This is a genomic window from Flavobacterium sp. LS1R10, from assembly GCF_003968825.1.
Lineage (GTDB): Bacteria > Bacteroidota > Bacteroidia > Flavobacteriales > Flavobacteriaceae > Flavobacterium.
The window spans coordinates 919812-946095 of sequence record NZ_RYDH01000001.1; the positions used below are offsets into that span (position 1 = coordinate 919812).

Annotated in this window: 21 protein-coding genes; 19 read left to right on the forward strand and 2 right to left on the reverse strand. The window is 35.9% G+C overall.

Features of this window, described 5'->3' with window-relative positions; translation table 11 throughout:
- Positions 1-115: 115 nt before the first annotated feature.
- The 15 genes from EKL96_RS04000 (at position 116) to EKL96_RS14615 (ending at position 19457) form a co-directional block, all read left to right on the forward strand.
- Positions 116-2392, forward strand: coding sequence for an NADP-dependent malic enzyme (locus EKL96_RS04000; RefSeq protein WP_126458476.1), 2277 nt, complete (start codon positions 116-118; stop codon positions 2390-2392).
- A gap of 101 nt (positions 2393-2493) precedes the next feature.
- Entirely contained in the window at positions 2494-3075 is a 582-nt protein-coding gene (ruvA, locus tag EKL96_RS04005; protein ID WP_126458479.1) for a Holliday junction branch migration protein RuvA, read from the forward strand.
- A gap of 26 nt (positions 3076-3101) precedes the next feature.
- Positions 3102-10268: a cell surface protein SprA gene (sprA, locus tag EKL96_RS04010; protein ID WP_126458481.1), complete on the forward strand. Its 7167-nt coding sequence runs from the start codon at positions 3102-3104 to the stop codon at positions 10266-10268.
- A 93-nt stretch (positions 10269-10361) separates the two neighbouring features.
- Entirely contained in the window at positions 10362-10742 is a 381-nt protein-coding gene (gene gcvH / locus EKL96_RS04015; protein WP_126454175.1) for a glycine cleavage system protein GcvH, read from the forward strand.
- On the forward strand, positions 10681-11097 hold the full coding sequence (locus EKL96_RS14665; RefSeq protein WP_126458484.1) for a VanZ family protein: 417 nt from the start codon (positions 10681-10683) through the stop codon (positions 11095-11097). Before gcvH ends, EKL96_RS14665 begins: the two co-directional genes overlap by 62 nt.
- Positions 11098-11318: 221 nt before the next feature.
- The gene (deoC, locus tag EKL96_RS04025; protein ID WP_126459090.1) at positions 11319-12062 is read left to right on the forward strand and encodes a deoxyribose-phosphate aldolase; all 744 of its coding nucleotides are present in this window, start codon (positions 11319-11321) and stop codon (positions 12060-12062) included.
- Positions 12052-14205 (forward strand): gliding motility protein RemB, encoded by a 2154-nt coding sequence (locus EKL96_RS04030; RefSeq protein WP_126458486.1) that lies wholly within the window; start codon positions 12052-12054, stop codon positions 14203-14205. The genes deoC and EKL96_RS04030 overlap by 11 nt, the downstream gene beginning before the upstream one ends.
- Before the next feature lie 105 nt (positions 14206-14310).
- The gene (gene cyoE / locus EKL96_RS04035; RefSeq protein ID WP_126458489.1) at positions 14311-15213 is read left to right on the forward strand and encodes a heme o synthase; all 903 of its coding nucleotides are present in this window, start codon (positions 14311-14313) and stop codon (positions 15211-15213) included.
- Between the two features lie 3 nt (positions 15214-15216).
- Positions 15217-15804 carry a heme-copper oxidase subunit III gene (locus EKL96_RS04040; RefSeq protein WP_126458492.1) on the forward strand — a complete coding sequence of 196 codons (588 nt, stop codon included), beginning with the start codon at positions 15217-15219 and terminating at the stop codon, positions 15802-15804.
- Between the two features lie 42 nt (positions 15805-15846).
- Positions 15847-16824 (forward strand): cytochrome c oxidase subunit 3, encoded by a 978-nt coding sequence (locus tag EKL96_RS04045; RefSeq protein WP_126458495.1) that lies wholly within the window; start codon positions 15847-15849, stop codon positions 16822-16824.
- A 21-nt stretch (positions 16825-16845) separates the two neighbouring features.
- The gene (locus EKL96_RS04050) at positions 16846-17196 is read left to right on the forward strand and encodes a cytochrome C oxidase subunit IV family protein (RefSeq protein WP_126454166.1); all 351 of its coding nucleotides are present in this window, start codon (positions 16846-16848) and stop codon (positions 17194-17196) included.
- A gap of 77 nt (positions 17197-17273) precedes the next feature.
- Positions 17274-17915 (forward strand): hypothetical protein, encoded by a 642-nt coding sequence (locus EKL96_RS04055; protein WP_126458498.1) that lies wholly within the window; start codon positions 17274-17276, stop codon positions 17913-17915.
- Positions 17916-17926: 11 nt separating this feature from the next.
- Positions 17927-18613: an SCO family protein gene (locus EKL96_RS04060; RefSeq protein WP_126458501.1), complete on the forward strand. Its 687-nt coding sequence runs from the start codon at positions 17927-17929 to the stop codon at positions 18611-18613.
- Positions 18614-19198: a DUF420 domain-containing protein gene (locus EKL96_RS04065; protein ID WP_126458504.1), complete on the forward strand. Its 585-nt coding sequence runs from the start codon at positions 18614-18616 to the stop codon at positions 19196-19198.
- A 109-nt stretch (positions 19199-19307) separates the two neighbouring features.
- The gene (locus EKL96_RS14615) at positions 19308-19457 is read left to right on the forward strand and encodes a hypothetical protein (protein ID WP_317125129.1); all 150 of its coding nucleotides are present in this window, start codon (positions 19308-19310) and stop codon (positions 19455-19457) included.
- Between the two features lie 33 nt (positions 19458-19490).
- Here EKL96_RS14615 and EKL96_RS04075 read toward each other — a convergent pair whose 3' ends face one another.
- Entirely contained in the window at positions 19491-20900 is a 1410-nt protein-coding gene (locus EKL96_RS04075; RefSeq protein ID WP_126458510.1) for a DUF4403 family protein, read from the reverse strand.
- A gap of 240 nt (positions 20901-21140) precedes the next feature.
- Between EKL96_RS04075 and EKL96_RS04080 the strand changes: the two genes are divergently transcribed.
- The 4 genes from EKL96_RS04080 to tsaB all read left to right on the forward strand — a co-directional run bounded on the left by EKL96_RS04080 (position 21141) and on the right by tsaB (position 25345).
- Positions 21141-21821, forward strand: coding sequence for an efflux RND transporter periplasmic adaptor subunit (locus EKL96_RS04080; RefSeq protein WP_199739570.1), 681 nt, complete (start codon positions 21141-21143; stop codon positions 21819-21821).
- 82 nt (positions 21822-21903) lie between these two features.
- Positions 21904-23274 carry a TolC family protein gene (locus tag EKL96_RS04085; protein WP_126458516.1) on the forward strand — a complete coding sequence of 457 codons (1371 nt, stop codon included), beginning with the start codon at positions 21904-21906 and terminating at the stop codon, positions 23272-23274.
- 6 nt (positions 23275-23280) lie between these two features.
- Positions 23281-24579, forward strand: coding sequence for an efflux RND transporter periplasmic adaptor subunit (locus tag EKL96_RS04090; RefSeq protein WP_126458519.1), 1299 nt, complete (start codon positions 23281-23283; stop codon positions 24577-24579).
- A 97-nt stretch (positions 24580-24676) separates the two neighbouring features.
- Positions 24677-25345: a tRNA (adenosine(37)-N6)-threonylcarbamoyltransferase complex dimerization subunit type 1 TsaB gene (gene tsaB / locus EKL96_RS04095; protein ID WP_126458522.1), complete on the forward strand. Its 669-nt coding sequence runs from the start codon at positions 24677-24679 to the stop codon at positions 25343-25345.
- Between the two features lie 57 nt (positions 25346-25402).
- Here tsaB and EKL96_RS04100 read toward each other — a convergent pair whose 3' ends face one another.
- Positions 25403-26251 (reverse strand): mechanosensitive ion channel family protein, encoded by an 849-nt coding sequence (locus tag EKL96_RS04100; RefSeq protein ID WP_126458525.1) that lies wholly within the window; start codon positions 26249-26251, stop codon positions 25403-25405.
- Positions 26252-26284 lie beyond the last annotated feature (33 nt).

Below are 26284 nucleotides of genomic sequence, written 5' to 3' on the forward strand. Positions count from 1 at the left end.
GTAGCTTTTTTTTTGGAATCAAATCAGACCTTTTTATGCAAAAGAATGGGAGAAAAGTCCTCTCTTTTTAAATCTAGACCCCTATCTTTACGCGCTAGAATAAAATCTAAAAACAATGGAAAAGAATAGCAAAAGAAGAGAAGCATTATTATACCACGCAAAGCCGACTCCTGGTAAAATTCAAGTAGTTCCCACCAAGAAATATGCAACACAAAGAGATTTATCTTTGGCCTATTCTCCTGGTGTAGCTGAGCCGTGTTTAGAAATTGCTAAAGACGTAAACAATGTTTATAAATATACTGCAAAAGGAAATTTAGTTGCAGTGATTACTAATGGAACTGCAGTTTTAGGATTGGGAGACATTGGTCCGGAAGCGTCAAAACCAGTAATGGAAGGAAAAGGGTTGTTGTTTAAAATTTTCGCCAATATCGACGTATTTGATATTGAAATTGGGACAAAAGATATAGAAGAATTCATCCAGACGGTAAAGAACATAGCGCCAACTTTTGGGGGCATTAATCTGGAAGATATCAAAGCACCGGAATCTTTCGAAATAGAAAGACGGCTTGTAGAAGAGCTTAATATACCCGTGATGCACGATGATCAGCATGGTACAGCCATCATTTCTTCGGCAGCATTGCTAAATGCCCTTGAGCTGGCCGGCAAAAATGTAGAAGATGTAAAATTGGTAGTTTCAGGAGCAGGTTCAGCCGCTCTTGCTTGTGCAAATTTATATATTTTACTGGGTGTAAAACTAGAAAATATCCTAATGTATAACAGCAAAGGATTGTTGACCAAAGATAATCCGAAATTGTCTGATTTACAATTAAAATATGCCAAAGACATTTTACCTATCAGTCTTGAAGAAGCTTTAGTTGGTGCTGATGTCTTTTTAGGGTTATCATCAGGAGATATTATGACCCCTAAAATGTTACAGGGAATGGCTGTAAATCCTATCGTTTTCGCTATGGCAAATCCAGATCCGGAGATTGATTATAATTTAGCCATTGCAACTCGAAAAGATGTGATTATGGCTACTGGAAGGTCTGATTATCCTAATCAAGTGAATAATGTTCTTGGATTCCCTTATATTTTTAGGGGTGCCTTAGACGTGCGTGCGACCAAAATAAATGAAGCCATGAAAATGGCTGCAGTCAAAGCGCTGGCAGCTTTAGCGAAAGAGTCCGTTCCTGAACAAGTGAATATCGCTTACGGGGCTAAAAAGTTAACATTTGGACGGGATTATATTATACCTTCTCCTTTTGACCCAAGATTGATTATAGTTGTTGCTCCGGCGGTAGCTAAAGCAGCAATGGATTCTGGGGTTGCATTGAATCCTATAACGGATTGGGTCAAGTATGAAGAGGAACTTTTAGAGCGTTTAGGGAATGATAATAAAATGGTTCGATTGATTACCAATAGAGCTAAAATGGATCCTAAAAAAATCGTTTTTGCCGAAGCAGATCACTTAGATGTTTTGAAAGCAGCCCAGATAGTATTGGAAGAAGGAATAGGTTTTCCAGTTTTATTGGGGAATAAAGAAATTATTTTAGAATTGAAAGCAGAAATTGGCTTTGATGCCGATGTTGAAATTATTGATCCGAAAATCACTGAAGAAGAAGGTCGAAGAAATAAGTTTGCCACAACATACTGGGCCTCCAGACAAAGACGAGGAATCTCATTATTAGATGCTCAGAAGCTGATGCGCGAAAGAAATTATTTTGCGGCTATGATGGTCAATGAAGGCGAAGCTGATGCATTGGTAACAGGATATTCCAGAAGCTATCCTACGGTGGTAAAACCTATTTTACAGCTTATCGAGAAAGCACCTGGGGCTTCGCTGGTGGCTACAACTAATATGATGATGACGGCTCGTGGACCAATGTTTTTATCTGATACGGCTATAAATATTAATCCATCAGCAGATGATTTGGCAAAAATTGCAGTTATGACAGCTAAAACCGCCAGAATGTTTGGAGTAGAGCCAGTCATTGCCATGATTTCCTATTCTAATTTTGGATCTTCCTCAAATGAAAGTGCCACTAAAGTAAGACAAGCGGTTGCTTATTTGCATGAAAATCATCCGGAAATGATTATTGATGGAGAACTTCAGGCTGATTTTGCCCTTAATCCAGAAATGCTGAAAGAGAAATTTCCGTTTTCTAAATTGGCAGGCAAAAAAGTAAACACCCTTATTTTCCCCAATTTGGAATCGGCTAATATCACCTATAAACTGTTGAAAGAACTAAATAAAGTAGATTCTATTGGGCCAATCATGTTAGGGATGGGAAAACCTGTTCACATATTTCAATTGGGAGCCAGTGTTGAGGAGATGGTAAACATGGCAGCTATTGCTGTGATTGATGCTCAGGAAAAACAAAAGAAAAAATAAATTAAATTCAGAAAAGCGTCAAGAAGCTAACAAAGTTAAATTAATGAATTTACTAAAATAGTATGCTAATTTTGTTATATTTGTTAACATATTGTTAATTCATGATAGCACACTTACAAGGGAAACTAGTTGAGAAATCACCCACTCACATAATTATTGATTGTGGTGGCGTAGGTTACCACGTAAATATTTCCTTACATACCTATTCGTTACTTCCTAGTACAGATTTTATAAAAGTGTATACGTATCTTCAGATAAAAGAAGATGCGCATACACTTTTTGGTTTTATGGAAAAGTCAGAAAGAGAAATATTCAAAATGTTATTGTCCGTTTCAGGAATAGGAGCGAGCATAGCAAGAACAATGCTTTCCTCGCTAGATCCTAAACAAATCATACAAGCAATTGCGACTGCGGATGTAATTACTGTTCAGTCTATAAAAGGAATTGGAAGTAAAACAGCACAAAGAGTCATACTGGATCTAAAAGAGAAAGTATTAAAATTATACGACTTAGATGAAGTTTCTATGTCACAGAACAATACAAATCGAGATGAAGCGTTATCAGCTTTGGAAGTTTTAGGTTTTGTACGAAAAACTTCGGAAAAAATTATAGAAAAAATTGTTAAAGAAGATCCGGACGCCACAGTGGAAACAATCATCAAAAAAGCATTGAAAAATCTATAAAAAGGGATTCAAGAAACACGAGTTGTATGCATAAAATTTGTATTTTTTCACTTGTTTTATTTTGTGGTTTTATGTCAAATGCACAAGTAACTCAGGCAGTTCAGGATACCGTAAAAACCGGATTTTCTATAGGGGAGGTACAGTTAAAAAATCCTCAAAGTGTCCTTTCGGCATATACCTATGATCCTGTAACTGACAGGTACATCTATACAAATTCCGTGGATGGTTTTTCTATTAATTACCCTATTATTTTAACACCAAAAGAGTATGAAAATCTTGTTTTGAAGGAATCCATGCGGGATTATTTCAAGAAAAAAGTAGACGCTATTGACGGAAAAAAGGAAGGAAGTGAAATTGCTAAAAGAGATTTATTACCTCGATATTACGTAAAATCAGGGCTTTTTGAATCTGTTTTTGGTAGCAATACCATTGATGTAAAACCTACCGGATCTGTTGAAATGGATTTAGGAATGCGGTATACCAAACAAGACAATCCCTCATTTTCCCCGAGAAACAGGACTACTACTTCATTTGATTTTGATCAAAGAATTAGCATGAGCTTGATGGGAAAGGTAGGGACTCGGCTCAATGTAAATGTAAATTATGATACGCAGTCAACATTTGCTTTTCAAAACCTGATCAAGCTGGAATATGCACCATCAGAGGACGATATTATTCAAAAAATTGAAGTGGGTAATGTCAGCATGCCATTGAATAGTTCCTTGATCCGTGGAGCACAAAGTCTATTTGGTGTAAAAACACAATTACAGTTTGGGAAAACAACAGTCACCGGTGTTTTTTCGGAACAAAAATCGCAGACTAAAAGTTTAATCGCTCAAGGTGGAGGCACAATTGAAGATTTTGAGATGTTTGCCTTAGATTATGATAGTGACAGGCATTTTTTCTTATCCCAATATTTCAGAAACAGGTATGATAAATCCCTGGCAAATTATCCTTTTATTGACAGTAGAGTTCAGATCTCCCGAATCGAAATTTGGGTAACCAATAAGCAAAACCGTGTCACGACCACGAATAATAACCTTAGAAATATTATTGCACTTCAGGATTTAGGGGAAGGACAATTATCGGGTTTGGCAGACAACGAAGTAGTTGTTTTAGATCCATCAACAGGTATTTTTAATAATCCCTTAGATTCTCCTGCTGACAATTCAAATAATGATTATGATCCTGCACAAATTACTACAGGAGGAGGTTTGCTGAATCCCAATATACGTGAAATTGTAACGGCAAACTCCGGTTTTAATGTGACAGTAAGTGAAGCACAGGATTATTCTAAACTAGAAAATGCTCGAAAACTGAATCCAAATGAATATACTTTTAATTCACAATTAGGATATATTTCATTGCAACAACGACTGGCAAATGATGAGGTTCTGGCAGTGGCGTATCAATATACCATAGGCGATCAGGTCTATCAAGTGGGGGAATTTGGTAATGATGGAGTAGATGCAACGGTGGTTACGGGGAATGGTTCCTCAAATCAAGCGGTTATCTCGCAAAGTTTGATATTGAAAATGCTGAAAAGTAATTTGACTAACGTTAGAAACCCTATTTGGAACCTGATGATGAAAAATATCTATCAGATTCAAGGGGGCTATCAATTGAAACAAGAAGATTTCAGATTTAATATTCTCTACACGGATCCTTCGCCTCTAAACTATATTACGGAAGTATCCGGAAGTCCTTTTCCGGATGCTAACAATAAAAATGAAATTCCTCCAAAAGATTATACTGTTACCAGCACACCATTGTTGAAAGTCTTTAATTTAGACAAATTAAATTTCAATAATGATCCGCAAGCCGGAGGTGATGGTTTTTTTGACTTTATGCCAGGGCTGACTATAGATGCTCAAAACGGAAGAATTATTTTTACCACAAAAGAACCGTTTGGAGAATTATTGTTTTCTAAATTAGCAAACCCCGCTTTAATAGAAAATTATAACAATGTAAGTTCTTATAATGAGAATCAGAAAAAATATGTGTTCCGCAATATGTACCGCAACACCCAATCAGGGGCTTTGCAGGATAGTGAGAAAAATAAGTTCTTATTAAGAGGGAAATACAAATCTACAGGTGGTGATGGAATACCAATTGGCGCTTTTAATGTTCCTAGAGGTTCTGTTGTAGTGACCGCAGCAGGAAGGGTTCTGGTAGAAGGAATTGACTACAGTGTCAATTATCAATTGGGTCGCGTACAGATTTTAGATGCTTCACTTCAAGCCTCTAATACGCCTATTGAGGTGTCATTGGAAAACAACTCTGTTTTTGGCCAGCAAACCAGGCGGTTTATGGGTGTAAATGTAGAGCATAAAATTGCTGATAATTTTGTGGTTGGAGCCACTTTTTTGAAAATGAGCGAAAGGCCATTTACTCAAAAATCGAGTTTTGGACAGGAATCGGTCAACAATACTATTTTTGGATTTAATACTAATTTTTCAACCGAAGTGCCATTCTTGACTCGATTGGTAAATAAATTACCCAATCTGGATACGGATGTGCCTTCTAATCTTTCTATACGAGGCGAAGTTGCTTTCTTGAAACCGGATTCGCCTAAAGCAGATCAATTTCAGGGTGAATCTACGATTTATGTAGATGATTTTGAAGGAACTCAATCTACTATTGATATGCGAAGCCCATATTCTTGGAGTCTTGCATCAACCCCAGAAAAAAACACAACTAGTGCGTATGACTTTAATGCCAGTGCCAATGACTTAAGTTACGGGTTTAAAAGAGCCAAATTATCATGGTATTCTATAGATCCGATATTTTATACACAAAAACCATCCGGTGTTTCTAATGAAGACCTTTCATTTAATTCTACCCGAAGAATCTTTAGTCAGGAATTGTATCCCCTGACAGATATCGCCCAAGGACAATCACAAGTGATAAACACATTAGATTTAAGTTATTATCCTTTAGAACGGGGGCCATATAACAACAGCCTAAATGTTGGTGCAAATGCCAAAGACAATTTTGGTGGAATCATGCGAGCATTAAATTCGACTAATTTCGAACAAGGAAATGTGGAATACATCCAGTTTTGGATTTTAGATCCGTATGTAGGAAATGGTCAGGCAGCACAAACAAATACGGGTAAAATATACTTCAACTTAGGAGAGATATCAGAGGATGTCCTGAAAGATGGAAGAAAACAATATGAAAACGGATTAGGACCGGATCAGATAGTGGCAAATCCACAGCCAATATGGGGCGATGTCCCGGCTTCTCAATCATTGATTTATGCTTTTGACACAAATGTTGATAATAGAAAAAATCAAGACATTGGTTTAGATGGTTTGTCTAATGCTAATGAAGGATCAGTATATACTAATTTTGCTTCTGAGCTGGATCCAGCGGCAGATGACTATACTTTTTACTTGAATGCATCAGGCGGCATTATTGATCGATACAAAATGTACAACGGTACTGATGGCAACTCAACAGTAGATATCAATGATCCTAACAGAGGGTCTACCACTCTTCCTGATGTCGAGGATATCAATAAGGATAATACGATGAATACCATTAATGCGTATTATGAATACAGCATTACTGTCCAGCCCAATATGGCCGTGGGACAAAATTACATTACGGATATTAGAAATACGCAAGTGACCTTGCCCGATGGTTCAAATACAGAGGCCCGATGGCTGCAGTTTAAAATTCCGGTTTCGCAACCTGAAAACACAATAGGAAATATTTCCGATTTTAGATCTATTCGTTTCATGAGAATGTTTATGACCGGTTTTGAAGATCAAGTAACGGTTCGTTTTGGAGCCTTGGATTTAGTTCGAGGAGAATGGAGACGCTATACCAATACCCTTGATTTTAATGATACTAACATAGACGATGACAATACTAATTTAGATGTTTTAGCCGTAAATGTTCAGGAAAACAACCAAAGATGTCCTGTTAATTACATTACTCCACCGGGCGTAACGCGTGAACAACTGTTTAATAACAACACGGTAATTAATCAAAACGAACAATCATTAGCCTTGCGGGTATCCGGAAACGGACTGGAACCATTAGACTCCAGAGCCGTTTTTAAAAACGTTAGTATTGATATGCGCCAATTCAAGAAATTAAAAATGTTTTTGCATGCAGAATCTTTACCAAACGAAATTGCACTTCAAGAAAATCAAATGGTAGGTTTCATTCGTTTTGGAAATGATTTTACCCAGAATTTTTACCAAATTGAAATTCCTTTAAAAGTCACCACGCCATCATCAGCATCTAATTCTGATTGCTCACCTTTGAGTGCCGAAACAGTTTGGCCCGCAGAGAATGAAATTGATTTGTCACTTGCTTTATTAACGCAATTGAAGATTCTGGCTATGAGTATCGATCCTGCCACACTGCCATTAGATGGGATTTATTATCAAAATGAAGATGAATTGGATTCCTCCCTGGGCAATAAAATAAATAAATTAAGAATAGGAGTTAAGGGGAATCCTAATTTTGGGTTAGTGCGAACCTTAATGGTTGGGGTAAAAAACAATGATGCCCGCAACGATATTAAAGGAGAAGTTTGGTTTAATGAACTTCGCCTGGCCGATATGGATAACAAAGGCGGAATGGCCGCAGTGTTGAATATTGATTCAAATTTAGCTGATTTCGCCACTGTTTCAGCTTCCGGTAGAAAAAGCACTATTGGTTTTGGAGCATTGGAGCAAGGCCCAAATGAAAGAAGCAGAGAAGATACGCAACAGTATACTATTGTTGCTAATGTGAATTTAGGAAAATTACTGCCTCCAAAATGGCAGATTAACCTGCCTTTTAATTACGCTATAGGCGAAGAAACAATAACGCCGGAATACGATCCTTTTAATCAAGATATAAAACTAAAACAGTTACTGGATAAAACCACGGATCAAAATCAAAGAGATAATATTGCCAGTAGAGCTATTGATTATACAAAACGCAAAAGCATAAACTTTATCGGGGTTAGAAAAGAACGTGGTCCGGAACAAAAACAGCATGTTTACGACCCGGAAAACTTTACTTTTTCGCAATCTTTTAATGAAGTAGAAAGACATGATTTTGAAATCGAAGATTATGTGGATCAACAGGTAAACTCTTCTGTAGATTATGCGTACACATTTCAGCCTAAATCAGTGGAGCCGTTCAAGAAAACTAAGTTCATGAAAAACAGTAATTATTGGAAGTTACTGAGTGATTTTAATTTTAATTATTTGCCTTCAAATATTTCGTTTAACAGCAATATTATTAGACAATACAACCGTCAGCAATTCAGACAGGTTGAGGTAGAAGGCATAGGACTTGATCCGTTGTATCGTAGAAATTTTGCTTTTAATTACCAATATGGATTTAATTATAATTTGACAAAATCACTGAAATTAAACTATACCGCTTCATCCAGCAATATTGTAAAAAGCTATTTGAACGAGAATAATGAGCCTATTGATACGTTTACAATTTGGGATAGTTATTGGGACATGGGAGATCCAAATCAACACATGCAACAACTGGTTTTGAATTATGAAATTCCAATTAATAAAATTCCGTTGTTCAGTTTTGTAAAAGCAACGTATTCTTATACCGGTGATTACAGCTGGCAGCGTACTTCTAATGCTTTGTCAGAAATACAAATTGAAGGCGCTAATTATAATCTGGGAAATACCGTTCAAAATGCAAATTCCAATAATTTGAATGCAACATTCAATATGGATTTGTTGTATAAATATTTAGGACTTGCCAAAAACAGTACTAAGACAGTATCTAAACCTAGAATGACTGCTCCAAAACCGGGAGAAAAAATAGTAAATAGGAATGCAAACCAAGCTCCAAAAAACAATCCATTTGTAGATGGTTTGATTGGGATGTTGACTAGTGTCAAAAACATTCAGATGACCTATACACACAATAGCGGTACCGTTTTGCCGGGATACACACCAAGCGTGGGGTTTCTGGGTTCTTCAAGACCATCGTTAGGATTTATTTTTGGAAGTCAGGATGATGTTCGCTTTGAAGCAGCAAAAAATGGATGGCTGACCAATTATCCGGATTTCAACCAAAATTTTTCCCGAGTGACAAATAAATTATTTAAAGCTACAGCAAATGTAGATTTACTGCCGGATTTAAAAATTGATTTGACTTTAGACCGGGCCTACTCTGAAAATTTTTCGGAACAATATGACGTTACCGATGGCGTTTATAACGCAAGATCTCCCTACACTGCCGGGATTTTCTCGATATCGACCGTTCTGATAAAAACTTCCTTTTCGGGTAGTGATGAAAATATATCAGCTGCATTTGATGACTTTAGATCAAACAGGCTTACTGTGGCAAATCGACTGGCAACACAGCGCGGCATCGACATTAATAATCCGAGTAACCTGGATCCGGAAGGATTCCCTTTGGGTTATGGAAAAAATAATCAGGCCGTATTGTTACCAGCGTTTTTAGCTGCTTATTCCGGGGGAGATGCTTCCGCTGTTTCGCTGGGAATTTTTAGAAATTTTCCAATCCCAAACTGGGCTGTGAAATATAATGGACTGATGCGTTATGAAGTTTTTAAAAAGAATTTCAAACGATTCTCCCTGCAGCATAATTACAGGGCTTCATATACGATAAATGCATTCAGATCAAATTTTGAATACGATAAAACACCCGACGGAACTGATGCAAGTGGTAATTTTTTTAATCAAACCATCATGTCTAATATCAATTTAGTAGAGCAATTTAATCCGTTGTTGCGAATGGATTTTGAACTGAAAAGTTCCTTGAAAGTATTGGCCGAAATCAAAAAAGACAGAGCGTTATCCATGAGTTTTGATAATAATTTATTGACCGAAGTCAAAGGAATTGAATATGTGGTTGGGCTAGGCTACCGTTTCAAAGATGTTATTTTTTCTTCCAGACTCGCAGATAATCCCACAGGAATAATAAAAAGCGATATTAATTTGAAAGCAGATTTGTCCTATCGGAACAATCAAACCATTGTAAGGTACTTGGATTATAACAACAATCAGCTGGCAGGCGGTCAAAATTTGTGGTCACTTACCGTAAAAGCTGATTATTCCTTTAGTAAAAACCTTACGGCTATTTTCTATTACGATCATTCTTTTTCTAAAGCAGTAATCTCGACTTCTTTTCCACTGACAAATGTTCGTTCCGGGTTTACACTTCGGTATAATTTTGGGAATTAATTTTCTTTAAATCTAAACCAGATTTGAATTGAGATTGCTACATTTGTCACATAAAATTCAAATTATCATTTAATAATTATCAATTACAATAATATGAACATACCAGCAAATTTAAAGTACACAAAAGATCACGAATGGGTAAGCCTTGAAGGGGATATTGCAACAGTAGGAATCACTGATTTTGCGCAAAAAGAATTAGGTGATATCGTGTATGTTGAGGTGGAAACTTTAGATCAGACTTTAGAGAAAGATGAGGTTTTTGGGACTGTGGAAGCGGTTAAAACGGTTTCTGATTTGTTTCTTCCTCTCTCAGGAGAAATTATCGCTTTTAATGACGCACTAGAGAACACTCCGGAAAGTGTCAACTCAGATCCTTATGGCGCCGGATGGATGGTAAAAATTAAAGTAACTAATGTTGCTGAATTTGATTCGCTTCTTTCGAGTGATTCGTATAAAGAAATTATTGGTGCATAAGCAACTATTTTTGTGGGCAGCTATTGTATGGGCTGGAATTATTGTCTTTTTTTGTTTAATACAATTGAACAATGTCCCTCTTGGGAATGTGTCCAATATAGATAAATATGTCCATGCTTTTTTTCATTTTGTACTAACGTCATTTTGTTATTTGTTTTTAAAAAAACAGATAAGCAGTTCGAATAGTTTAAAACCGTTAGTGTTTTCTTTTTTGTTTTCCTTTTTTTTTGGAATAGTAATCGAGATTTCACAAGAGTTGTTTACCCTTTCCAGACATGCAGACATATATGATGTTTCAGCAAATACATCCGGAGCGGTGCTGGCAGTAGCAATCGCGGTGCTGTTTAAGAAATAAAAACATAAAGATAAAGTCCCACTTCTTGTGGGATTTTATGTTTTAGGCACTAGAAGAGTTGCGGTTTTACGGAACAGGATTTTTACTATTTTTAAGGTAGTGAAAGTATCAGTTGTAGTATCAAAAATAATTAAATTGTACGATCTAGCACTAAGCTCATGTGCATATAAAATGTATTTTTGTCAGTCAGAGTTCACTATAATTATGAAATCAAAATCGCTATGGATATCAAGCAATATTTAGACTCAACCTATTTGAAAACTGCGGTACAAGCGGGTCTCAGTCATGAAGAAAATACGCTTGTGGCTCAGGAATTTATTCGGGAAGCCATTGAGGAACGCTTTAAACTCATTATGATACGTCCCGAGATGGTTCCTTTAGCTAGAAAAATGATTCTTTCGGCACATTCAAATCTGGAAACAGGAACTGTAATTGATTTTCCGCAGGGCAAATCTTCAATTGAACAGAAGTTGATTGAGGCCGGACAGGCTATAGATAATGGGGCTGATGATCTGGATTTTGTTTGTAATTATGAAGCCTTCAAAAATGGTGAAATTGACTTGGTCAAAGATGAAATTCTAAAGTGTACGCAATTGGGATTGGCCAATAAGAAAGTTGTAAAGTGGATTATTGAAGTTGCAGCGCTCAATGATAAAGAAATCATCCAATTATCAAGTTTGATTAAAAATGTTATTGTTTCTAATTTTCAGCAAGAGTTGTTCGCTACGATTTTTGTGAAGTCTTCAACCGGATTTTATAAAACGGAAAATAATCTGCCCAATGGCGCTACGATTCCTGCTATAAAAATGATGCTCGAAAATGCGTCGCCTTTACCGGTAAAAGCTGCCGGAGGAGTGCGGACGTATGAGGAAGCTGTTGAAATGATCCGATTAGGCGTAAGACGAATAGGAACTTCGGGAGCTAAAATGATTGCTAACGGTCAAAATTCACACAATGAATATTAGATTTATAAAGGAAATTGAGGTAAAAAAAACAGTGTTTGTAGTGCTTTTGTTCCTGTCTTCTTTCTATACAAACGCTCAGCAGATTAATAGTTTACTGCAAGATTCAGGAAATTCAGCCGAACGATTTCCTGTTTTCCCAGATTGTGTAAACTTGCAATCCGAAGCATTAGAAAGCTGTTTCTATAATCAGGTTCAGGATTTTGTTTTTCAAAACTTTGAAATTCCAGAGCACCTAGTCCAAAATGATTTTCAAGGAGCGGTAAAAGTGCTCTTTGAAGTAGATAATACGGGGGTATTTAAAGTGATTTATGTAGATGCCATAGCGCAAGACCTGATAAAGGAAACCAAAAGAGTTTTTGCAAAATTGCCTAAAATTCAACCCTCAACCTACAACGGCAACCCCACCTATAATAAGTTTACAATGACGATTGCAATTCCTTTAAAAAACAGGGGAGAAGTTGTTGCTGAAGCTTTGGCGAAAGCCGAATTCCTGCCTAGTAGCAATAAAAAGGTAACAGAACTGGATAGCATCGTGTATAAAAAATTTAATAACCCTGAATTTGATAGCCATTTGAATGTGCCCTTTTCACACAGTTATTATGCGCAATTTGATGCTTCGTTAAATCAAGTGGGGAGCAATAATCATACGGCATCAAAACCATATACATACACGGAGGTGTCAAAATATTATGACTTAAAAGGAGCCAATGAAAAGCTGAAAAAGAATGTTTCCGGCTGGTGGGCCAGAAAACTATGGAATGAGAGTACAGTTGCAATTCAAGGGGAAGACTATTGGTTTACAGTTAACCCTATTTTTGACCTGCAGCTTGGGAAGGCTACCCAAACGGAGGCTTCTTATACTTATGTAAATACACGGGGGATAAATTTTCGTGGTGGTATAGGAAAACAACTCAATTTTACCACAACCATTTTTGAAAGTCAGGGTCGTTTTGCGGATTATTACAATCGGTATGCTGAGTCAATCAAACCGGATGGAGGTAATCCTGCGATTATTCCGGGAATCGGAATTGCAAAAGATTTCAAAACGGATTCGTATGATTTTCCTTTGGCCGAAGCCAATTTGACTTTTGCGCCCAGCAAACATATTGATATGCAATTGGGTTACGGAAGAAATTTTATTGGGGATGGTTATCGCTCTTTGTTAGAAAGTGATGGCGCCAGTCCCTATCCTTATTTTAAATTGAATACTAATTTTTGGAAAATAAAATATACCAATACTTATATGTGGCTTAAAGACGTTCGCCCGGACGCTACGCTGGAAAGAACCTACGCTACGAAGTTTATGGCCAACCATTATTTGAGTTGGAATGTTTCGAACAGGCTGAATCTAGGTTTCTTCGAATCTGTGATTTGGACAAATACCAATGAGAGAGGATTTGACATGAGTTTTGTGAATCCCATAATTTTTTATCGTGCGGTCGAATTTGCTTCGTCAGCAAGAACCGGAAATGCGCTTTTAGGATTGACTTATAAATACAAATGGAGCAACCAGATTAACTTATACGGACAGTTTGTTCTCGATGAATTTTCGCTTGGTGATGTAAAAAAACGGGATAACAGCTGGAAAAATAAATACGGATACCAACTTGGAATTAAATATTTTGATGCTTTCAAAGTAGATAATTTACTATTGCAGTTAGAGTACAATCATGTTCGTCCGTATGTATATTCTCATAGTGCTCCAGTCACAAATTACGGACATAATAATCAAAGTATAGGACATCAGTGGGGCGGAAATTTTAAGGAATTTATTGCAATTGCCCGATACCACAAAGGAAGGTATTTTGCTGACGCAAAAATTACTATGGGAACTCGAGGCCTGGATTTTGGTATAACAGAAGATGTTTTTAATTATGGAGGAAATATTTACAAGGATTATGATGAAAATAGGCCGTTTGACAGTGGTGTAAAAGTGGGTCAAGGAAATAAAACAGCTGTTTTTATTGCGGACTTTCAAGGGGGATATTTAGTCAATCCGGCAACCAACCTAAAGTTTTTTGGAAGCTATATTTACAGGAGTTTCGACCCTTCAAAAAATACGGCAACAACTTTCAATCAGAGCACTAATTGGCTAACTTTAGGATTAAGAGCTGATATTTTTAACTGGTATTTTGACTATTAGTTTTCATTTTCATTTTAAAAAAGTTTTTTATGAATTGTTTTTTGTCAAATCCCTTTTGATACCCTACTTTTGCAAAAGTTTTTACAAAGCAAATCATCTTTAGCATTGAGCACAACACAAAGTACCCTTTCATTAAAATCTATTTATATCGATTTCCGCGAAATCACTAAGGCTCGTTTAGCCGTTAGTGTCGTATTTTCATCTATTGCAGGATTTATGCTTGGGATTTATGATTTGCACTCTTTAGATTGGGCGGTGTTGTTCAAATTAGCTGTAGGCGGGTATTGTATGGTGGGCGCTTCGAATGTCTTTAATCAGGTAATTGAAAAAGATTTAGATGCTTTGATGGACAGGACCAAAAATCGTCCGGTTCCAACGGGAAGAATATCTCAACGCACTGCATTGCTGGTAGCAAGTTTGCTTACCGTTATAGGAATTGCGATGCTTTATACGATCAACCCGAAGACGGCCATGTTTGGTGCTATTTCCATATTTTTATACACAAGTGTTTATACGCCATTAAAAACAATGACTTCATTGTCCGTTTTTGTGGGGGCATTTCCGGGTGCAATTCCTTTTATGTTGGGGTGGGTAGCGGCAACGGGAGAATTTGGAATAGAGGCAGGAACCTTGTTTTTGATTCAGTTTTTTTGGCAATTTCCACATTTTTGGGCTATTGGTTGGTTTCTATACGAAGATTATGAAAAAGCAGGGTTCTTTATGTTACCAACGGGAAAGAAAGACAAAGGAACCGCTTTGCAGGTTATTCTGTATACAGTGTGGCTTATTTTGGCTTCCTTATTGCCGGTTTTAGGGTATACGGGACGTTTTTTTATCACGCCAATTGCAGCAATTGTTGTATTTTTACTGGGTATTTGGATGCTTTTTTATGCCGTTCGATTGTATAAATTACGAACCGCAAAAGCGGCTAAAACTTTGATGTTAGTTAGTGTAGCCTATATTACTTTGTTACAATTAGTCTATATATTTGATAAATTTTTAAGATAAATTATGGAAATGATAATGACAGCAGCCGAGCAAAAATCAAGAACGGCAAGATCCTATAAATTGATTTTGTTGTTTGCTATGGTGAGTATGACTATGATGTTTGCAGGACTAACGAGTGCTTTTGTAGTGAGTAAATCAAGAGCTGACTGGTTGAAGAATTTTCAATTGCCAATTGCTTTTTACTATAGCACTGCGGCAATTATAGGGTGTAGTGTGACTTTTTACCTAGCCAAAAAAGCGATTCAAAAAGACAATCAAACACAAACTACAATGTTTCTTTTAGCTACTTTAGCATTAGGAATATTGTTTGTTTTTTTGCAGTTTGCAGGTTTTGGAGAAATAGTCGAAAGCGGGTATTATTTCACGGGAAGTGGAAGCTCAATAACGACTACTTTTTTATATGTTGTAACGGTTGTGCACCTGATTCACCTTGCTGGTGGTGTGATTTCACTACTAATTATAATTTATAATCATTTTAAACAAAAATACAATTCATCTCAAACCCTTGGTATAGAACTAGGTGCAATGTACTGGCACTTTTTGGATCTATTATGGGTTTATTTGTTTTTGTTTTTATATTTCTTTAAATAAGAAAAAAACGTAAATTTGGGAACTTTTTAACGAATAATTTTTATGGAAGCGACAGTTACTACTGCAAATAGTGAAGAGAAAACTTGGGGAGGCGGCAATGAGCCAATGAGGGCAAGTTATGGCAAATTGATGATGTGGTTTTTTATCGTATCGGATGCTTTAACGTTCTCTGGATTTTTAGCCGCGTATGGTTTTTCTAGATTTAAATTTATTGAGACATGGCCGTTGGCTGATGAAGTGTTTACACACTTTCCATTTATGCATGGGGTATCTGCTCCGATGTATTATGTAGCATTAATGACTTTTATTTTGATCTTTTCATCTGTGACTATGGTTTTGGCCGTTGACGCAGGGCATCAAATGAAAAAAAACAAAGTAATCCTTTATATGTTTTTGACTATTATTGGAGGTTTGATTTTCGTAGGGTCTCAAGCTTGGGAATGGAAAAATTTCATCAAAGGCGAATACGGCGCTATCGAAACAAAAGGCGGTAGTTTGCTTCAGTTTGTTGATAAAGACGGAAATCGTGTAGCTTTGGCTGATTTTGCTGCCAATCTGCACGAAGAAAGAGAGCAATTGACTCCAAATAAAGCTAAATGGTTTATGAGTGAGCCATCATTACCTTCCTATTCTGTAGCCGAGGTTCAAGCCGGTTTCAAAGCACATCCTGAACTTTTGATTCGAACAGAAGTGATGACCGCAACCAAACAGAAAACAATTCTTTCTAGAGAAGAATCCGTATCTAGATTGGGTCAGGCACATTATGTTGTGGAAGGCGCAAATCTGGTCAGAAATGAATATGGAAGTAAATTATTTGCTGATTTCTTTTTCTTTATCACTGGTTTTCACGGTTTTCACGTTATTTCAGGAATAATAATTAATATTATTATATTTTTTAATGTATTAATTGGAACCTATGAAAAAAGAGGTAGCTACGAAATGGTAGAAAAAGTGGGGCTCTATTGGCATTTTGTCGATTTAGTTTGGGTGTTTGTATTCACCGTTTTCTATCTTGTTTAATTTTCAAAAAAAGTAATTATCATGTCACACGTACACGTATCTAACATAGGCAGAATCTGGAAAGTTTTCGGAATATTATCTGCCGTTACCATAATAGAAGTTATTCTTGGGATTTTGAAACCTGAAGTTCTTCACATGAATAATTTTATGGGTATGAATTTGCTTAACTGGATATTTTATGGCCTTACAATTTATAAGGCGTACTATATAGTTTGGGCCTTCATGCACATGGAGGGTGAAAAAAGTAGTTTAAGAAGTGCAGTTGTTTTGCCTTTAATTTTCTTGATCATTTACCTGCTTTTCATTCTTTTGACAGAAGGAGATTATATTCATGAGGTTTTTAAAAATTCCACGATTAAATGGAATTTTTAACACGATATTAATTCAAAAAAGGGTGCGCATTGCGTGCCTTTTTTTATTTTTGTACTTTAATAAATAGCATTGTCACAATGAAAAAAAATAGTGTTCTTTTTGTTCTTTTTATTTTACCCATCGTTGCGTACCTCTTTTTTGCTTCTGGTGTAAACAGTTTTACAAAACTTCCTATTGTAACCCCTAAAACAGCTGATTTTGGAGATTGGTCTACTTTAGACGGAGGAAAAATCAGTTTAAATGATAAGGTTACCGTTCTGGGGTTTTCAGGGACAGATCTTTTGATAAACCGAGGCAACCTTTTTAACCTAAATCAGAAAATTTATCAAACGTATCATAAGTTTAAAGATGTCCAGTTCGTAGTAATTTGCCCTATAGGGACTGAGAAAGATGCGAAGAAAGTAGTTGATGCCTTGTCCGCTTTTACAGATATGGCACAATGGCGTTTTGTGTTTGCCTCAGCTGAAGAAATTCAAGCGTATCACAAGCAATTAAAACTGATCGAGAACCTTGACCAAAAGTTAGGGACTCCCAAAGTGTATATCATCGATAAAGAACGCAATCTTCGAGGGAGGAAATTAGTAAAAGATACCAAAGAGGGGTATAATACGTTTCACCCCGCTGAGTTAAGCAATGAAATGCTGGATGATTTTAAAGTCATTTTGTATGAATATCGCGCTGCTCTGAAGAAAAATAAGAATGCCAGTAGAAAAATTTAAATTTATAGTTTATGTTTAAGAATAAATCATATATCGGTATTTCGTTTATTATTTTGATTTTTGGCATCTATGCGATTCCAAAAATTGTAGATAGAATTAAAAATGACAAAGTGGTTCAGGGCGATCGTCTGGACAGTGTGAGGCCAGCAGTTATAGAAGGTGAGAAGCTAACTAAAATTGGTCCAGCCCCACAATTCGAATTGACTAATCAAGACAATAAAAAAATAACGAATGAAACCTACAAAGGAAAGGTCTATGTTTTAGAGTTTTTCTTTTCAACGTGTCCTACGATTTGTCCAAAGATGAATGAAAGTATGCTTCTTATTGAAAAAAGTTTTTTCGGAAATCCTAATTTTGGGATCGTTTCTATTACTATAGATCCGGAGCACGATACTGCAGAAGTATTAAAAGAGCATGCAGACTTTTTAGGAGTAAAATCTACGAATTGGAATTTTTTGACCGGTGATAAAGCCTATATTTTTAATCTGGCCAATAAGGGATTTAATCTTTATGCTGGGGAAAATAAGAAAGCAGCAGGTGGATTCGAGCATTCAGGATTGTTTGCCTTGATTGATAAGAATGGAAATATTCGTTGTAGAAAAGATGATTTTGGGAATCCGATTTTATATTACGATGGTTTAGATAAAAAAGGAGTAAGGAACATTCAGCAGGATATTAATATTTTATTAAAAGAGTAAATGGAAAACAGTTCTTTAGAAAAAAAATACAATACGATAATTATAGCGGTATCAATCTTAATACCAGTGGTTGTGGCTATACTCTTTGGGGTCAAATTAAAAGATTTGGGATATGATGTAGCGCCTCTTTCTTTTTTGCCACCCATTTATGCTGCCACTAATGGGGTTACTGCGATTTTGTTAGTAGCAGCCGTAGTAGCAATTAAAAACGGAAAAAGAAAATTACACGAAAGGTTGATGACAGGCGCTATTGCATTGTCTATTGCCTTCTTGGTAATGTATGTTGCCTATCACATGACGTCCGTTTCTGCTGTTTTTGGAGATTCTAACCATAATCTTATATTAGAGGATTCTGAAAGAGTAACTATAGGATCATTACGAATCGTTTATTTATTGATTTTAATCACGCATATTATTTTATCGATTGCGATTATTCCAATGGTTTTAATTACGTACGTTAGAGCATTAGCACAAAATTTTGAAAGTCATAAAAAGATCTCCAAAATTACTTTCCCAATCTGGTTGTATGTTGCCGTTACCGGAGTAATTGTTTATTTAATGATTTCCCCTTATTATGTATATTAAAAGTAAAAGCCAGATTTCAAAAACCAAGAGTATAATCAGAAAGTGGTCTGTATCTATATTTGTACTAATTTGTTTTCTTTTTTCGTCCTCTGTAAAGGCTCAATGTGCGATGTGTCGCGCAGCATTGACGAGTGAAGGAAATACCACTACAGCAGCGGCGGTTAATGACGGAATTGTATATTTAATGGTAATTCCTTATCTTCTGGTTGCAGGGATTGGTTACGCTATTTATCGAATGAAAAAAAACAAATCCAGTTAAACAGCACTTTTTATTTTTTTTAAAATGGAAAAATTATTTCAGGCCGTTTATAGCGACATTGATGGTTCCTTTTACTTTTATAAAGGCTAAGATGGCTTGATTTGTCAATTGGATTCTTTGAAATTGAATGTTTTCCATTTTTCCATTGATGAACACGCCTTGCATTGGAGAATAATTTTTTAGATAAGGCAGTATATTTTTTTGACCCTCTTCAAGATTTGGTATCAAGGAATATCGGCAAGATTGTTCCATTTTTCGCAATACAAATCCTTGTACAAGCCAACTAGCAGTGCGCATCAATTTATTTTTGGTATCCAATGCATAGGTCAATTGATCAAAATAGATCTCTTTTGTTTGTTCATTATATTTGGGTAATCCGGACAAATAGAGTGTTCCGTTTACAGATCCTGTTATTTCTAGCGCAATAATCATTTTTCCGGTTTTGTGCCAAATTGCTACATTTTGCACTTTTACTTTCTTTGATCCTGAGCTAAATTCCTGGCCTGCAAAATTCCTGATCATTATTTTTGAAGCCTCCTGATAGGTCGAAACAGCAATGATATTTGCAGTGATGGCTTCTGGAATTTTAGTAACTGGTTTTAAAATGATTTTTGAGGCATCAAATTTAGAATCAGGTTCTTGTCCTATTATGGTTTCCATGTTGCATTTCATCCCCATTTGCAACACAAAAGTGTCTTTTTTTAGTTGGGCATTTGTAGAATAAATTTCAATAGGAACAATACGAAGCCAACTGTTGTAAGTTGTACTCATTTGAAAAGGGATGCAAATTTTTTCTAAAGCGGTCAACACATTCGGCTTGAAATCCATTGATTTCGCAATAGCGGCATCAATTTTATTTTCGATTTTCGATTTAAATAATTGGATAGCAGGATTGATTAAATAGGTAACTGGAACATTTTTTCCAAAAACACGCATCGTTGGGCTTTCATTCCAGTCCAATGATTGCAGTTGGGTTGTGGTATTCAATTTCCAATTGGTTAAGCTAATTTCGCTTACTAAAGTGATCACGCCATTCAGGTTGAATTCTCGCGTATCATACAATTCAATACCCATTTTTTTAGTGCCAATTCGGTATTTTACAACCGCTTTTAAGGGTAAAATAGTTTTTATTTTTTCTCCTGAGTTCTCTGGGTTATTCACGATATTTATTGGTGCCAATTTCCAAACTTTCATTTCAATGCCATCATCGTCAATATTGTTGTCTTCGTAAATTAAGCCGTTCATTAGAGTGTTGGTTTGGTTTTGAATGTCTTTCAGTTTGATACTGATGGGCAAGTTGATAAAGGACGGAGTATTTTCATAGACTAATGGTGTTGCGTCGTCAGGCTCAGGTTTCAAAGCTTCAATTTGATTTGTTGACGAACAGCTAAAAAATAAAATTATAGAACAGAGTGTAAGCAGGGTTGATAGCGTTTTTGGCATTTAATTCGGGTTTAAAGCGGTAAAATTAATAAAACTATTCTTTTTTAAGATTAAAGTGTAACATTTTATCTGCAACGAAGTCTTATGGTTAAAATCCTTGAAGTCATTCTTTTTATTTCCGTATAATTTACTGTTGAAACTAATTAAATAGTGTTTTAAAATTGCCAGATTATGATTGAAATTAAAGACCTGTACAAATCGTATAAAATATGAAGTTCTGATCTACATGTTTTAAAAGGGATTAATTTCAATATCAAGGAAGGCGAGCTAGTGGCCATTATGGGTTCCTCTGGTTCAGGGAAATCAACACTATTAAACATACTTGGAATTCTGGATGAGGCAGATTCCGGGAATTACAATTTAGATACTGTTCCCGTAAAAGTAGGGAATCAGGTTGTTGAAAGTAATAACTTCAATGAAGGGACAGCAATTGCAAGTGTTGCAGATGTAGGCCGAATGATATTTGTGGGAAAAATTGACGAGTCAGAAGTGGGCGAAATAAAAGAAAAATTACCCATCGAAATTACCATTGGCGCTATCGAGAACAAAAAATTTGACACCGTATTGCAATACATTGCTCCAAAAGGTAAAACTGAAAATGGTGCCATCCAATTTGAAATCAAAGCATCATTAGCCAATAGTGAGAACACTTTTATTCGCGCTGGTTTGAGAGTAAATGTGTCAATTATACTTGAAAAAGTGGATAAGGTATTGGCGCTGAAAGAGGCGCTGATTCAATTTGATAAGAAGACACAAAAACCATACGTAGAGATTCAAACGGGGACGCAGGAATTTATAAGAAAGGAGTTAATCTTGGGTATCAGCGATGGTATTTATGTCGAAATCAAAAGTGGAATTAAAGCTTCCGATACGATTAAAGTTTGGAATCAAGTCTTAAAAAGCGAAGAAGTGAAACCCTAAATCTGTACTTAAAAAAGAAATTCAGTTTTTTAAAAAATGTTAAATATGTGTAGTACCTTTGTTACACTTTCATCTAAAATATATGAAAAAAAATAGTTATATCAGTTTCGTTTTTATCACGCTGTTCAGTTTGTCTATTCAGGCGCAATCCAAAAAATGGACCCTCGAGGAATGCGTGAAATATGCCATTCAAAACAATATTTCCATCAAGCAATCTGAATTAGATAGTAAAACAGCTCTTATTGATAAAAAAGGAGCCATCGGAAATTTTCTGCCGTCTTTAAATACAAATGCATCACATTCCTGGAACATTGGTTTGAATCAGGATATTACAACAGGGCTTTTGCAGAACCAAACGACGCAGTTTACTTCGGCTGGAGCCAATGTTGGAGTGGATATTTATAAAGGACTGCAAAATCAAAATACACTTCGAAGAGCTAATCTTTCAATTGTGGCGGCTAAATACCAATTACTCAAAATGCAGGAGGATATTGCCCTGAATGTTGCCAACGCTTTCTTACAGATTCTTTTTAATAAAGAAAATCTTAAAGTACAAAAAGAACAGTTGGAAATTAATGAAAAACAATATGTACGCTCTGAAGAATTAGTTAAAGCAGGTTCAATTCCTCGTGGGGATTTATTAGATATCAAAGCTACAGTAGCATTGAACAATCAAAATGTTATTGCTGCAGATAATGCTTTATTAATTTCTAAATTAAGTTTAGCGCAGTTGTTGCAATTAAAAGAGTTTGAAGATTTTGATGTAGTAGATGATACTGACATTAGAGATAAAAATAATATAATGGTACAAACTCCAGCTGCTATTTATGACAAAGCATTAGAAAACAGAACTGAACTGAAAATTGCCAGAACAAATCTGGAGATTGCACAGAAAGATCTGGAGATTGCCAAAGGAGCTTTTCAACCTACTTTACAAGGTTTTTACAGCTTTAATAGCCGAGTTTCTTATGCTGATGTCCCTTTCTTTGATAGTATGAGGAATCTAATTGGCACTAAAAATTCAGCTCCGTTTTTCGAACAGTTTAATAGTAATAAAGGACAGTCTTTTGGAGCACAATTGTCGATTCCGATATTCAATGGGTTTTCGGTGAGGAACAATGTAGAACGTTCAAAAGTAAGTTTAGAACGGTCAAAAATTGCAGTGGAACAGCAGGATTTAGATTTGCAGCGTAATGTTTTTACTGCCTTTACAGATGCTAAAGGCGCACTAAATACCTATGAATCCTCAGTTGTGGCACTTGAGGCGAGACAAGGCGCTTACGATTATGCCAAAGAAAAATATGATGTAGGTTTGATGAATTCATTTGATTTTAATCAATCACAAACCTTACTGACGAATGCACAATCAGAAATTATTAGAACCAAATACGATTATATTTTTAAAATCAAAATACTAGAATTCTATTTTGGAATTCCAATTATCAAATACTAATTTATCATGTCAAAAAAAACAATTTATATTGTATTAGGTGTTTCAGTAGCAGCTATTGTATTGTTAGTAACGCTTTCAAAAGCAGGTGTTATAGGAAATAAAGATGAGGGAACAGAAATTGAAATCGCCCAGGTCAATCCCTCAACTATTATTGAAACCGTATCGGCTACCGGGAAAATTCAACCAGAAATTGAAGTTAAAATTTCATCGGAGGTTTCAGGCGAAATTATTTCTTTGAATGTAAAAGAAGGACAAGCCGTTAAAAAAGGCGATTTATTGGTCAAGATAAATCCGGATTTGTATACTTCAGGATACAATCGTTCCGTTTCTAATTTATCAGGCACACGAGCTGCTTTGAGTCAGGCGGAGGCCTCTTTTAAAGAATCCAAATCAAATTACGAGAGAAACAAAATATTATTTGAAAAAGGCATTATCTCAAAATCAGATTGGGATAAAGCAGTTGCTTCTTATGAAGTTGCTAAAGCATCAAAACAAACGGCTTACTTTAATGTTCAAAGTGCTGCGGCAACCGTAAATGAGGCTAAAGATAATCTAGGGCGTACCACCATTTATGCACCCGCTGACGGAACCATTTCAGTACTGAATGTAGAGCTGGGCGAGCGCGTTTTGGGTACGCAACAAATGACCGGAACGGAGATTTTAAGAGTGGCCAATTTAAATAATATGGAAGTGGAAGTGGATGTCAATGAAAATGATATTGTAAAAATTAAAGTAGGAGATGAAGCAAATGTGGAGGTAGATGCCTATTTAAAAAAACAATTTAAAGGGACGGTAACTAGTATTTCTAATTCAGCCAGTTCCGCCTTGACAGCTGATCAGGTCACTAATTTTAAAGTAAAAGTTAGAATTTTGAAGGAATCTTATCAAGATTTACTTAAAGGAAGACCAGAAACATATTCCCCTTTTAGACCTGGAATGACCGCAACGGTTGATATTATTACCGATACAAAAACAAATATACTGACAGTGCCTATAAGTGCTGTTGTTATAAAGTCAGATACGGCTTCAGTCAAAGAGATTAAAGTGGCAGATCCAGCTGAAGAACAAAAAGAAGCAGCGCCTAAAAGTGATAAAAAATACGAATGTGTGTTCGTAAAAGTAGGGGATAAAGCAAAAATTAGAGTTATTAAAACCGGAATTCAGGATGATACTAATATTGAAGTTTTGACAGGTCTTAAAAAAGGCGATGTGGTCATTACCGGGCCATACTCTACAGTCGCTAAGGAACTGAATTCAGGAGATAAAGTGATGCTGAAAAAAGATAAGGAAATTATGAAAAAATAAAAGCGAAAAACAGGATAAATAATGCGAATTTTGTAATTCAAAAATAAAACAAATTAAAGGTTTCGAGAGGAACTTTAAACTTTAAACTTTAAACGGCTTGTCTTACTTATTAAATATTGAAACCGCCACTAAAAATTGCTCGGTAGCTCTTGCAAAAGGAGGAAAAACGATTCTCTGCAAAGAAATAGCAGAAGAAGGATATTCCCACGCGGAACGATTGCATGTTTTTATTGAGGAAATTATCAAAGAAGCCGGAATTACGCTTCAGGATTTATCCGCTGTTGCCGTAAGTCAAGGACCGGGTTCTTATACTGGATTGCGAATTGGGGTTTCGGCAGCAAAAGGGCTTTGCTATGCACTGAACATCCCATTGATTGCTATTGATACTTTGCAAGCGTTGGCATCGCAGGTTACAGTTTCCAGCGGATTGATTATTCCCATGATTGATGCGCGAAGAATGGAAGTATATAGTGCTGTTTTTAACCCGAATTTAGAAAAAAAACGAGAAGTTCTTGCCGAAATAATTACGGAGAATTCATTTGAAGATTTGCAGGAATCCATCTATTTTGTTGGAGATTGTGCCGAGAAATGCAAGCTAGTTTTAACTAAAAAAAATCATATTTTTTTAGAGGAGATTAAATATCCTTCTGCCAAAGAAATGAGCGCTTTGAGTTATGAGAAATTCAAAGTAAGTGACACCGTTGATGTTGCGTACTTTGAGCCTTATTATTTGAAAGATTTTTTGATTACGACTTCAAAAAAATAGTTATTGCTTTTGTGGAATCTGAGTTTTAAAATAATAGTGTCGTAACTTCTGCCTTTCTTATTCTATTTCATTACTCTCCGTGTTATTCTTTTTTGAAGACTCTTTAACATAAGGCTGAATAATAATTCCCGCAGTATCAAACGCTTGTTTGCAGTTTTCCAATGTATCGGCATAAACACCCCAAAAATCTTCATTTGTAGCCCAAGGTCTTACCGCTATTTGGATGGCGCTGTCGGTGAGGTTTTTTACGGATACTTCAGCAGCAGGTGTTTCAAGCACTTTTGGATTGTTCTTTAGAACTGCCGTTATCATTTCGCGCGCTTTTTTAATATCCGTATCATAAGAAATAGCAATTGTCAAATCAGCTCTTCTGATCCTTTGTAAAGAATAATTTATGATATTTCCATTTGATAAAGATCCATTGGGTATAAAAATAGTTTGATTGTTAGCGGTGATTAATTTGGTTACAAATATTTGTATCTCGTTAACAGTTCCAATGACCCCTTGGGCTTCAATTGTATGGCCAACCTTAAAGGGTTTAAAGAGAATAATCAACATGCCGCCTGCAAAATTGGAGAGTGATCCTTGGAGAGATAAGCCTACAGCAAGTCCCATTGCGCCAAGAATAGCCACGAAGGAAGACGTTTCAATCCCAAGTTTTGAGATGAAAGAAACAAATAAGATGATCCGCAAAACCCAAAGTAAGATATCTGCCAGAAATTTTGTCAGTGTAGGGTCTAGATTCCTTTTCACCATTATTCTTCTTATGAATCTATTGATGAGGCGGATGATATAAAGTCCAGCAAATAGAATTATAAAGGCAGAAATCAATTTTGGAGAATAATCTATCAATACTTTTAAAAAAGTATTAGCGTAACTAGAAAGTTGGTCTGGATCTAAATTCATTTTTATGTAATAAAAAACCTTCTCAAAAGGAGA